This is a genomic window from Duganella sp. SG902 (assembly GCF_013376005.1).
GTDB lineage: Bacteria > Pseudomonadota > Gammaproteobacteria > Burkholderiales > Burkholderiaceae_D > Rugamonas.
On the sequence record NZ_JABMJK010000021.1, the window covers coordinates 53,721 to 65,805 of the forward strand.

10 protein-coding genes are annotated in these 12,085 nt (G+C 65.6%); 4 read left to right on the forward strand and 6 right to left on the reverse strand.

The window, feature by feature from the left end; translation table 11 throughout:
- Positions 1-67: 67 nt before the first annotated feature.
- On the forward strand, positions 68-1,855 hold the full coding sequence (locus FHW83_RS27870; protein WP_176649614.1) for a DUF1800 family protein: 1,788 nt from the start codon (positions 68-70) through the stop codon (positions 1,853-1,855).
- Positions 1,856-1,864: 9 nt separating this feature from the next.
- Positions 1,865-3,307, forward strand: coding sequence for a DUF1501 domain-containing protein (locus FHW83_RS27875; protein WP_176649615.1), 1,443 nt, complete (start codon positions 1,865-1,867; stop codon positions 3,305-3,307).
- On the opposite strand, the gene FHW83_RS27880 is transcribed toward FHW83_RS27875, so the two are convergent.
- The 3 genes from FHW83_RS27880 to FHW83_RS27890 form a co-directional block, all read right to left on the reverse strand.
- Entirely contained in the window at positions 3,304-4,212 is a 909-nt protein-coding gene (locus FHW83_RS27880; protein ID WP_176649616.1) for an intradiol ring-cleavage dioxygenase, read from the reverse strand. The two genes, FHW83_RS27875 and FHW83_RS27880, sit on opposite strands and share 4 nt — an antisense overlap.
- A 216-nt stretch (positions 4,213-4,428) precedes the next feature.
- Complete coding sequence (locus tag FHW83_RS27885; protein WP_176649617.1) at positions 4,429-5,049, reverse strand: hypothetical protein; 621 nt, start codon at positions 5,047-5,049, stop codon at positions 4,429-4,431.
- 31 nt (positions 5,050-5,080) lie between these two features.
- The gene (locus FHW83_RS27890) at positions 5,081-5,590 is read right to left on the reverse strand and encodes a Spy/CpxP family protein refolding chaperone (RefSeq protein WP_176649618.1); all 510 of its coding nucleotides are present in this window, start codon (positions 5,588-5,590) and stop codon (positions 5,081-5,083) included.
- Positions 5,591-5,796: 206 nt separating this feature from the next.
- On the opposite strand from FHW83_RS27890, the gene FHW83_RS27895 reads away from it, so the two are divergent.
- Both FHW83_RS27895 and FHW83_RS27900 read left to right on the forward strand, forming a co-directional pair.
- Positions 5,797-6,489, forward strand: coding sequence for a response regulator transcription factor (locus FHW83_RS27895; protein WP_176649619.1), 693 nt, complete (start codon positions 5,797-5,799; stop codon positions 6,487-6,489).
- A gap of 3 nt (positions 6,490-6,492) precedes the next feature.
- The gene (locus FHW83_RS27900) at positions 6,493-8,106 is read left to right on the forward strand and encodes an ATP-binding protein (protein WP_176649620.1); all 1,614 of its coding nucleotides are present in this window, start codon (positions 6,493-6,495) and stop codon (positions 8,104-8,106) included.
- A gap of 21 nt (positions 8,107-8,127) precedes the next feature.
- On the opposite strand, the gene dcd is transcribed toward FHW83_RS27900, so the two are convergent.
- The 3 genes from dcd to FHW83_RS27915 all read right to left on the reverse strand — a co-directional run bounded on the left by dcd (position 8,128) and on the right by FHW83_RS27915 (position 12,076).
- Positions 8,128-8,694, reverse strand: a complete 567-nt coding sequence (gene dcd / locus FHW83_RS27905; protein WP_155467252.1) for a dCTP deaminase — start codon at positions 8,692-8,694, stop codon at positions 8,128-8,130.
- A 36-nt stretch (positions 8,695-8,730) separates the two neighbouring features.
- Entirely contained in the window at positions 8,731-9,567 is an 837-nt protein-coding gene (locus tag FHW83_RS27910; protein WP_176649621.1) for an alpha/beta fold hydrolase, read from the reverse strand.
- A 70-nt stretch (positions 9,568-9,637) separates the two neighbouring features.
- On the reverse strand, positions 9,638-12,076 hold the full coding sequence (locus FHW83_RS27915) for a DNA internalization-related competence protein ComEC/Rec2 (RefSeq protein ID WP_176649622.1): 2,439 nt from the start codon (positions 12,074-12,076) through the stop codon (positions 9,638-9,640).
- Positions 12,077-12,085: the final 9 nt, after the last annotated feature.

The window sequence follows — 12,085 nt, forward strand, 5'->3', positions numbered from 1 at the left end:
GAAACACGCGAGAATTTGAAGGCAAACTCTTCTACAATCGGTCCCGTTAGTTTTTTTAGGAAATCAAATGGCATTGAGCAACTCCAAACGGGTCCTGGCCATCGCCGCGTTGTCTATCTTGTCCGCGTGCGGCGGCTCTTCTTTCAACGACGAGCAACAGCAGGCCAAGCAACAACCGAACCTGCTCTTATCCGACACCATCTCAAGCGACAGCACCGGCACGAGTACCGCCACCAGCGCACCGGCGCGCACCGCCACTGTGATGGCAGCCACCACCGCGACGGGCACTGCTACCGCTACCATGACCTCGCAGGCGGCTGCGCACTTCCTGTCGCAAGCCACTTTCGGTCCGACCATCGCCAGCATTATCGAGCTGAAGAACATGGGCACCTCGGCCTGGCTGGACGCGCAATTTGGGATGCCGCAGTCCATGCATCGCAACTACATGAACTATTACAGCAGCTTTGCCGGCCACGGCGCCGCCACGACCGACGAATTCCAGGGCTCGTTCTGGCAACAGGCGCTGTCCGGCAAGGACCAGCTGCGCCAACGCGTGGCGTTCGCCCTGTCGCAAATCTTCGTCATCTCCACCAAGCAGGACCACGTGTGGGAGGAACCGCTAGGTGTGGCGCATTATTACGATATGCTCGGCAACCGTGGCTTCGGCAACTTCCGCAATCTGCTGGAAGGCGTGGCGCTCGATCCCATGATGGGCATCTACCTGAGCCACATGCACAACAGCAAGGAAACCGACACCCGCACGCCGGACGAAAACTTCGCCCGCGAAATCATGCAGCTGATGTCGATCGGCCTGTATCAACTGAACCAGGATGGCACCGTCAAGATGGTGGACGGCAAGCCGGCGCTGACGTACTCGCACGAGGACGTGATGGGCCTGGCCAAGGTATTCACCGGCTGGAGCTGGGCCGGTCCCGACCAGAGCGAATCGCGCTACCTGGGCTTCACCCGCTACGCGGACCGCGCCTGGCTGCCGATGCAAAACTACACCGCGTATCACTCGACCTCGTCCAAGAGCTTCCTCGGTGTGACCATTCCGGCCGGCACCCCGGCGGCGACTGAGCTCAAGATTGCGCTCGACACGCTGTTCAACCACCCGAACGTGGGGCCATTCATGGGGCGCCAGCTGATTCAGCGCCTGGTCACAAGCAACCCGAGCCCGGCCTACATCAGCCGTGTGGCAGCCGCCTTCAACAACAATGGCAATGGCGTGCGCGGCGACATGAAGGCGGTGATCCGCGCCATCCTGCTCGATCCGGAAGCGACCGAAGCGGCCAAACCGAAGAAGCTGCGCGAACCCCTGCTGCGCATGGCCAACTTCCTGCGCGCATTTAACGCCACCTCGAAAAACGGCTGGTACTTCGCCTGGGGCACCAGCGACATCAACAATGGCCTGGGCATGACCGTGCTGCAATCGCCGTCGGTGTTCAACTTCTACCGTCCGGGCTATGCGCCGCCGGGGTCGGCGCTGGCCGGCGCCGGCTTGGTCGGTCCCGAGCTGCAAATCACCAGCGGCCCATCCACCGCCGGCTATCTGAACTATCTGCAGCGCATCATGCAATACGGTTTCGGCAAGGACGACGACATCCAGCCCGACTACAGCAAGGAGTGGGAACTGGCGCCCACGCCGGAACAACTGCTGGACCGCGTCGACCTGCTGCTGACGGCTGGTTCGATGTCGAGCGACTTGCGCAGCCAGATCCTGTCCGCCATGAATTCCATCGCCTTCGATCCCAAGCCGTGGAACGGCGCCGAAATCGCCGCTGCAAGGAAGAACCGCACTTACCTGGCAATTTACCTGACCATGGCATCGCCTGAATACCTCGTACAGAAATAAGGAAAGAAGATGAGCAACCCGACCCAATCGCGCCGCCGCTTCCTGGGCAACCTGCTGGCCATGGCTGGCAGCGGCGCCGTGCCCTTCTCGCTGAACCTGGCCGCCATGGGCACCGCCGCGGCGGCCGACGCCAGCGACTACAAGGCGCTGGTGTGCGTCTACCTGACCGGCGGTAACGATTCCTTCAATACGCTGCTGACCACGGACCCGGAGTCGTGGAAAGAATATTCGCGCCTGCGCGCCACGGGCGGCGCCACGTCCATCGCACTGGCGCAGAGCAGCGCCTCGGCCGCCCTGCTGCCGATCGTGCCGAACACCGCGCAGGCCGGCCGCAGCTTTGCCCTCAATCCGGGCATGACGCATATGCGCGACCTGTTCAACAATGGGGTGCTGGCGGTAGTGGCCAACGTCGGCACACTGATCCAGCCGACCACCTTGGCGCAATACCAGAACCGCTCGGTGTCGCTGCCGGCGAAGTTGTTCTCGCACAACGACCAGCAAACCGTGTGGCAAACCAACAAGCCCGAAGGCAGCAACGGCAGCGGCTGGGGCGCGCGCATGGTGGAGCTGATGGCCTCGGCCAACTCCAGCTCGTCTTTTGCCGCCGTCTCCACCTACGGCAACTCCACCCTGTTGGGCGGCAAAACCATCCGCCAGATCCAGATCGCCGGCACCAGCATCCCGGCCATCAACGGCATCAGCGGCACCCTGTTCGGCTCGACCACGGCCGCCGGCACCCTGCGCAACATCATCTCCAGTGACCGCAGCGACCTGCTGGAGAAGGAACATGCGGCCATCGCGCGGGCCGGCATCAGCACCCAGAGCACGGCCACGTCGGCCATGCTGCCCAAGGGCACCGGCGGCGTGCCGGACCCCAGCTGGTACGTGAATCCCACCACCGGCGTGGCCGGCGTCAACCCGCTGGCGGTGCAACTGCAAACCGTGGCGCGCATGATCGGCGGCCGCAACGCCCTGGGCGTGAAGCGCCAGGTGTTCTATGTCGGTATCAGCGGCTTCGACACCCACGACAACCAGCGGGCGGACCAGGCCAATCTGCTGGCGCAACTGAGCCATGCGCTGAATTACTTCTACGTCATGCTGTACAGCTTGAACGGCACCAACCTGCAAAAACAGGTGACACTGTTCACCGCCTCCGATTTCGGCCGCACCTTCACCAGCAATGGTGATGGCACCGACCACGGCTGGGGAGCCCACCACTTCGTCATGGGCGGCGCCGTCAAGGGCAAGAATATCTACGGGACCGTGCCCCCAGCCGGCCTGGGCCACAATCTGGACGTCGGTTCCGGCGCCCTGCTGCCGACCATTTCGGTGGACCAGTACGCAGCCACGTTGGGAACGTGGTTCGGGCTGTCGGCCACCCAGATCGCGGATGTGTTCCCGAACATCGGCAACTTCAGCACCCGCAACCTGGGTTTTATGAACCTCGCTTAAGCCGACACCGCCACCGTCAGCGTCGCCACATAACCGTCGGTGGCGTTGCCGGTGATGGTGGCCATCTGCAGCGAGTAGCCGTCGCTGAAGATGTTGTCGGTGGCGAAGCTGATCGCCGCCAGGTTTTTCACACTGGCGCTGTAGCCGGTGGTGGCATAGACTTCCTGGCTGGTCGCCACCGGGAACGTGAACTGCGACGTTTTGATGCGGTTCGACGCGCTGGTCGCCTTGGCCAGCGATGGATACACCTCGAAGTGCACATGCGGCACCCGGCCCGAGTAGCAGCCCGGATAGATGGTGGTGAAAGTCAGGTTGCCGCCGCTGTCGGTCTCCTGCACGCCGCGCAGGTAATTCTGGTTGGTCACGCCGCTTGAATACAACGAGTAATTGCCGTCACGGTCGCAGTGCCACAGGTAGACGGCGGCATTGGCCAAGGCCGCGCAGTTATTGTTGGGGTTGACGATCTGCAGCTTGATGGTCAGCGGCACGCCGGCCGCCGTGCCGCTGGCGCTGCCGAAGCTGCCTCGGATGTCGCTGCGCACCACGCCCGACTGCGTCAGCACATTGACCACGCCGCCGCTGTTGCTGTTGGTGCCGTCGGCCGGATACGGGCCGCCGGTCTCCTCCGGGATGACCGAGCACGAGCCGTTGGTGGTGGTCGTGGTGCCGGTGGTGGTGGTGCCGGTGGTCGGCGTGGTGGTGGTCGAGGTCGACGTGGTGGTGGTGGTGGTGGTACTGGTGGTGTCGCCGGCGCTGCCGGAACCGCCGCCGCAACCGAGCACCGGCAGCGCCGAGGCGCCGGCCAGCAGCCAGCGCAGCGTCTGGCGGCGGTCGCTGTTCAGCTTGAGCATCGCGGTCAGGTCGGCCGCGAGGCTGTGTTCGTGCATATCGTCATGAGATTCCATACCTACTCCTACTTGGGTGAGAAAGCCGCCACGGCGCATGGACGCGCGGCGACGGATATTGCGGGAATTGCGCGTCAGACCTTAATGCCGCCAAGTTAAGAACCGTCATTCCCGCGTAGGCGGGAATCCATGCTGAACTGATGAACACGCGCCCTATGGATTCCCGCCTGCGCGGGAATGACGGGTCGGAAAAGGCTTAACTTAGCGGCATTCGCGTCAGACTGTGGTGTTAACCAGGTTGCCGCTGACGCCGTGGCCATCAACCTTGGTCGACAACGTTTGCAGGAAAGCTGCCAGTTTGCTGGCGCTATCGGTGCTGTCTCCGCTGTCGGTACTCACGCCGAGCTTGTCCAGCAAGTTCGCGAAAGAGCTTTCCAACTGATCCACTGAATCGCCGCTCTCGGTGGCGGCCGCTCCATCGGTCGAGGTCAGCCTGGCAATCAGGCTTTGCAGGTCCGATTCCAGCTTGCCCGGACCGCCCTGCTGCTCCCCGTAAGGCGGCGGCGTTTCGGCGCCGGCGCTGTTTTGCGCATGCAGGGCCCCCATCAGGCTTTGCAGGAAGCTGCCCAGCGCCGCCGCCACATCGGTGGCGTCGTTCGTGGCGCTGTCGCTCGTCTCCGTGCTGGCCGATGCGGCCGACGTATCGGCACCGGCGTCATCGGTAACGCCTATCGACTTTAACGCCTCGGCGATGGCGTCCGCGAAGCCGCCCCCTTCCGGCGGCGGTGGCGGACGCACACCTTCCGCGCTGCCGCTCTGGCTGCTGATGTTGTTGGTGCTGCTCAAACGGCTCAGGAAACTGAGCGCGCTGGTGGAACTCAAGGCGCTGATGGACATACGGTTCTCCGCTTTTCAGGTTCAAGGGATGCTACGGGCGCTGCGGATGGCGCGGTTGCTCTTCCGCCTGCTGTTTGCGCTGCTCCGGCGTGAGCACGGCCAGCAACTTCTGTTGAGTACGCACGTGCTGCAGCGCGAGATTGGCTTCCGCCGTGGCGGCCTCCTTAGCCAGCGCCGCAGCCTTGGCGTCGTCATAGTTGTCCGAGGCGGCCAGCGCGCGCAACGCCGTCCGCGCCTTGGCGGCGGCCCTGGCTTGTTCTCGCATGTAAGGCGCCTCGGCGTGCAGAATGGCAAATACCTTGTCCTCCTGCGCCTCGCTCAGTTCCACACCGCGCGGGAATGGCGGGCGGCCGGGACCAAAGGCGGGACCGCGATCCGGGCCACCGTGGCCGGGGCCGCCGAACGGGCCGCGAGCGTCGTGCTCGCCGTAAGGAGGCGGCGGTTGATCGGTGTCCAAGCCGGCGGCCATCGCCAGCAGCGGCAGCGCCAGCACGGCGGCCAGCAGGATATTGCGACCGCCGGTTTTTCTTGATGTTCTCATGCAAATCATCCTTGGGTTGATAGTGAGACATCATTCTCTGCGGCATCCGCGTTAAGTGGCGTTAGGGCAACGTAAATCGACGTAAAGATGTTGGTCTGACATCAAATTACTACTTGGCAATGTGGTGTAAAACGGCGTAAAAGGCCGTCATCGCGCGTGTTCCGGCTGTTATGATGGGCGATCTGTATCTAAAGAAAATGGCTGCAATGAAGAGCAAAGTACTGTTGATCGACGACGACGTCGAACTGGTGGGCATGTTCAAGGAATACCTGGAACAGGAAGGTTTTGAAGTGAAAACCGTGCACGACGGCGAAGCCGGCACCGCCGAAGCCTTCACCGGCCAGTACGCCATCGCCATCCTGGATGTGATGATGCCGCGCGTGAACGGCCTCGAAACGCTGCGCCGCATCCGCACCAACAGCCAGTTGCCGATCCTGATGCTGACCGGACGCGGCGACGACACCGACCGCATCGTCGGCCTGGAATTGGGCGCCGACGACTATGTGGCCAAGCCCTGCACTCCGCGTGAACTGACCGCGCGCATCCGCGCCATCCTGCGCCGCGCGCAAAGCGTGCCGGCGGACAACAGCCAGCAAACCGCCATCACGGTCGGCCAGCTGACCATGTGGCCGGAGCAGCGCCGCGCCACCTGGGCCGGCGACAAGCTGGAACTGACCAGCACCGAATTCAATCTGCTGGAGGTGCTGGCGCGTAACGCCGGCCGCCCGGTCAGCAAGAACACCCTGTCCGAACAGGGCCTGGGGCGCCCGCTGGCGCGCTTCGACCGCAACATCGACGTCCATCTGAGCTCGCTACGCCACAAGCTCGGCACCATCGCCGACGGCCGTTCCTGCCTGCAGACCGTGTACCGCCTGGGCTACCAGCTGATCAAGGAGTAAGCCTTGGGTCGTTTGTTCTGGAAGTTTTTCCTGTCGATCTTGTTGGCGCAGCTCGCCGCGACCGTGGGCATTGGCGGCGCCATCTGGCTGAAGAGCCGTAACCAGGCCAGTTCGGCGGTCAGCCTGGACACCAGCCCGCCGGCCGAGATGGCCATCAACGCGGCCGCCGCCACTCTGGAGTATGGCGGCGTGAAAGCCCTGCGGCGCATGCTGGAGAACATGGAGCGCCATCGCGTCTACGCGGTGGATGAACAGGGGCAGGAACTGCTGGGACGCGCCGTCAACGAGCGCACGCTGCAGGAGTCGCGCGCGCGCGTGAAAGAGGAAGGCCGGCGCCGCGCCGTGCGCCAGCTGAGCGCGGACGACGGCAAGCGCTATCTGTTGTTCCTGCCGTCCGGCGAGCGCCCGCGCGGCCTGGAGGGCGACACGCGCCCCCTGCTCGCCGGCCTCGGCGGCGGCGCGCAAATCGCCATGAAGGCGGCCTCCGTGCTGCAGGGCGCGGAGCCGCGTCCCGGCGGTCCCGGCCGCGATGACGAGCAACGCCCTCCCCCCGCGCCGGCCGGCGGTCAATTTGCACCGCCGCCGGGCCCCGGCCCGGACCGCCTCGACAACCCTGGCGCCGTCAATGGCCCCGGCGGGCCTGGCGGGCCGGGCGGCCCCGGCATGGACGAGCGCCGCGACATGGGCGGCGACCGCCCATGGGGCCCGCGCTTCCAGCCGCTCGGCCCGTGGGTGCCGATCGCGGCGGCCACGCTGGCCAGCCTGCTGTTCGCCGTGCTGCTGGCGTGGTACTTCTCGCGCCCGATCCGCGCCCTGCGCCAAGCGTTCGACGCCGCCGCCAACGGCGACCTCGCCCCGCGCTTCGCCAACGACAGCGGCAAGGTCGGCAACGAGCTCAACGACCTCGGCCGCGACTTCGACCGCATGACCGCGCGCCTGCGCAGCCTGATCGACGGCCAGACCCGCTTGCTGCACGACGTCTCGCACGAACTGCGCTCGCCGCTGGCGCGCTTGCAGGCGGCGATCGGCCTGGCTTACCAGCAGCCGGAAAAATGGAGCGCGTCGATGGAGCGCATCGAGCGCGAAAGCGTGCGCATGGACAAGCTGGTGGGAGAGTTGCTGACGCTGGCGCGTCTGGAGGCCGGCGCCATCAAGGCCAGCCAGGAGGAAATCAGCATGGCCGACCTGCTCGACCAGATCGCCGACGATGCCCGCTACGAGGCGGCCAGCCAGCAGCGCACCGTGGTGCAGGAAGGCGACGCCGACGTGCAGGTGATCGGCCAGCCGGACCTGCTGGGGCGGGCGATCGAAAATGTGGTGCGCAACGCCATCAAGCACAGCCCGGAAGGCGGCGAAGTGCAATTGCAGACGCGCACGCTGGCGGAGACGAATCAGCTGATCATCCGCGTGCTGGACCGTGGACCCGGCGTGGCGCCGGCCGACCTGGACACCATCTTCCAGCCCTTCTTCCGCTCCAGCAATGCCAGCGCGGAGGGCCATGGCCTCGGGCTGGCGATCGCCCAGCACGTGATCGAGGCGCACGGCGGCAGCATCAAGGCCAGCAACCGCGCCGGCGGCGGCCTGTGCGTGGAAATGGTGTTGCCGGTCAAGCGCTGACCGGCGGGCGTTTTACGTGGATCAGGCTTTCGGCAGGGTCACGCCGTGCTGGCCCTGGTATTTGCCGTTGCGGTCCTTGTACGAGACGTCGCACACCTCGTCGCTTTCAAAGAACAGCACCTGGGCGCAGCCCTCGCCGGCGTAGATCTTGGCCGGCAGCGGCGTGGTGTTGGAGAATTCCAGCGTCACGTAGCCTTCCCATTCCGGTTCAAACGGCGTCACGTTGACGATGATGCCGCAGCGGGCATAGGTCGACTTGCCCAGGCAAACGGTCAGCACGCTGCGCGGGATGCGGAAGTATTCCATGGTGCGCGCCAGCGCGAACGAGTTCGGCGGGATGATGCAGACGTCGCTTTTCACGTCCACGAAGGAGTTCGAATCGAAGTTCTTCGGATCGACGATGGTGCTGTTGATGTTGGTGAAGACCTTGAACTCGTCGGCGCAGCGGATGTCGTAGCCGTACGAGGAGGTACCGTAGGAAATCACCTTGCGGCCGTCTTCCTGGCGTATCTGGTCCGGGAAGAAAGGCTCGATCATCCCGTGTTGCTCCGCCATCCGGCGTATCCATTTATCGCTTTTAATCGTCATCGCGAGGCATCCTGAAGTTTTACAATGCCCGAGATTTTACGCTAACGCCGCCTTTTTAAGAACTTTTTTACCAGATTGCTCGCCCAGCAGGTCGGCGATCATTTCCCTGGTCGCCTGGGCGGCGGCGGCCGGGTTCTCCATCGGGAACAGGTGGCCGCCCGGCACGATGCGGAAATGCCGCCCCACCAGCGCCTGCGTGTGCCGGTGGCCGGACTGGCTGGTCTCCCACGAGTTGTCGCCGCCGATGAAGCCGATCGGCACCGGATATCCCTTGCGCAGCAGCTTGGGCAGGTGGTGCGGCAGACTGGCGTAGACCGCCGTTTCGTTCTCGCGCGTGAAGCGCAGTTGCACGCCTTCCGGATGCGGTTTCAGGCCGCTTCGCATGTAGTCGGCCAGCACCCCGGGCGCCCAGGCGGCGAACAGGTCCTTGGCGGCGAAATGGTCATGGGCCGACTGCGCATCGGGCCAGACGTTGCGGCGGCGGATGGAGAACTTGGCCGGCGGCACGCTGTAGGCACGTCCCAGCAGCTTGATCATGCGCCAGGCGAACGCGCGCCAGCCGCCGACCACCGGCGCATCGAGCATCACCACGCAACGCACCAGATCCGGCCGCTTGTGCCCCACCATCAGGCTCAGCATGCCGCCCAGCGAGTGACCGACCAGGATCACCGGCTCGGTGTAGCGGCTGGTCAGTTCCTCGATGTATTCATCCACCAGGTGCGGCCAGCAGTCGGTGACCGGGTACCTGGGATTGTGCGCGTGCATGTCGAGCGACTGGATGCCGTAGTCCCCGGACAGCGCTTCAAAGAACTGGCGATAGACGCCCGCCGGATAGCTGTTGGCATGGGCGAAATGCAGCTTGGGCTTGCTCACAAGCGGTCTCCGTGTGGTTGTTTTTGCCCCATTGTAATGGGAGTCCGGCCCGGGGACTGGTGGAAACGCTCTAATAGCGTGCTTGCCAGTAGCGCGCGTGGGTGCCGCGGTAGCTGGAAATTCGTATAGTTTCATCGAATTCCAGCGTCAAGGCGCCGGCCTGGTCGGTGCGGTAGCGGGCGATGCCGGCGGCGCCGTAGCGTTCGTAGACTTCGGCCTTTGGATGGCGGTAGCGATTGCGGTGGCCGACCTGGAAAATCGCCGCCTGCGGGCGCACCGCCAGCAGGAAGGCCGGCGTCGAACTGGTGCCGCTGCCGTGGTGCGGCGCGAGCAGCACGTCCGCGCGCAGGCCGGCGGCGTCGCGCTCCAGCAATTGCGCCTCCTGCTCGGCCTCGATGTCGCCGGCCAGCAGCATGGACTTGCCGCCAGCCGTGACTTTCAGCGTGCAGCCGCGCGTGTTGGGCTTGAGCGCGGCGTTGGCGTAGCTGGCCGGCAGCGGGTGCAGGATCTCGAAGCGCACGCCATCCCAGGTCCAGGCCTGGCCCGCCGCGCACTGTGCGTGCTGGCGCGCCGCGCGCGCGATGGGGTGCCGTGGCGGCAGCGAGGACAGCACCCAGCCGACGCCTGCGCCCTCGAGCAGCGACAACGCGCCGCCGGAATGGTCGGCGTCGCTGTGCGAGACCACCATGCCATCCAGCGCGCCGATGCCGCGTGCCCGCAGATAAGGCAGGATGATGCGGTTGCCGGCGTTGGACTCGGGTGTGTAGGCCGGGCCGGTATCGTACAGCAGCCGGTGGCCGCTGGTCTCGATCAGCAGCGCCATGCCCTGCCCGACGTCAAACGCGGTGACGGTCATGCGGCCGGGCGCCGGGTGCGATGGTTCGGCCGCCAGCAGCGGTATCCAGGTCGCCAGGCCAAGCCAGCGCACCGGCCAGCCGCGCGGCGCCAGCAGCCAGACCGTGCCGACCATCGCCCAGCAGAACAGCCAGAACGGCGGCATCGGCGCGCTCCACACGGCGTAGCGCATGGCGCTGAACCATTGCAGGCACAGCGCCAGCGCCTCCACCAAACCGTGCGCCGTGGCCAGCAGCGGCGCCGCCAGCAACCGCGGCAACATGCTGCCAACCAGCGCGAGCGGCGTGACCACCAGGCTGATCAGTGGAATCGCCACCGCGTTCGCCAGCGGGCTGACCACCGACACCTGCCCGAACAGCAGCATGGTGATCGGCACCAAGCCGAACGTGACCACATATTGCGTGTGCACGCCGACCCGCAGCGCATGCGTCAACCGCTCCCGGCGCGTAAGCGGCGCCGGCACGTGCTGCGCCACGCCAGGCGACAGGCTGGCCGCGCGCGAACGAGCCGTGCGGCCGACCGTGGCATACAGAATAATGGCCACCGCGCCGAACGACAGCCAGAAACCCGGCCACAACACCGCCCAGGGATCGAGCACCACCACCACGCCAAGCGCGGTGCACAGCACGTGCGTGATGCTGGTGAGCCGGTTGAGCCACAGCGCCGCGGCCACCACCATCAGCATGTACAAGGTGCGCTGCGCCGGCACACCGAATCCGGCCAGCAGCACGTACAACAGCGCTACCCCGGCCCCAACCAGCGCCGCCACCTTCTGCGCCGGCAGCAGCAACGGCAGTTGCGCGCGCGTGTAGAACGACCAGCGCCACAACGTGTAGGCCATCCATGCAAACAGGCCGGCCACCATGGTGATATGCAGGCCGGAGATCGAAATCAGATGGCCGATGCCGGTGCGATTGAATACCTGCCAGTCCGCCTGATCGATGCCGCGCTGGTCGCCCACCACCAGCGCCACGATCACGCCGGCATATGGCTGGCCGGGCAGCGCGGCCAGTATGCGGTCGCGCAGCACCGCGCGGCAGTGTTCGACGGCGTTGTTTGCGCTGAAGACAAAGCCGTCGATCCGGCGATTGTCGCGCGCCATGCGCACGTAGCCGGTGGCGCGCAAGCCTTGCTCCAGCAGCCACGCCTCGTAATCGAAACCGTAGGGATTGGCGTTGCCATGCGGGCGTTGCAGGCGCACCGTCAGTTGCCAGCGCTCGCCGGGACGCACCTCCGGCACATCGGCGGGTTGGTCGCGATAGCCGGCATACCACGACAAGGAGATCCTGGGGGGCAGCGCCGCGCTGGACGCCTCCACCGCGAAATTGAACCGCACGCCTTGCGAGAAGCGATACGGCAGATTGTCGATGGTGCCAACGATCCGCAGATCGCGCCCCTCGTCCGCTGGCGCCAGCTGCGGCGCCAAAGCGCGATGCGCGAGCCATGCGGCCCAGATAAAGCCGAGCACCGCGCCGGACAGCAGCGCCACCACGCCACGCATGACGGCCGGCATGCGCCCCGCCAGCCGCCGCCAGGCGAGCAGCCACGCCAGCAAGAGGCACAGCGCCAGGGCCAGCGCGAATGCGGACGGCAGCGCCGCCCGCGTTTGCAGGCAGGCGGCACCCATCGCCAGGCCTATCGATCCGAGACGCATAGCATCGCC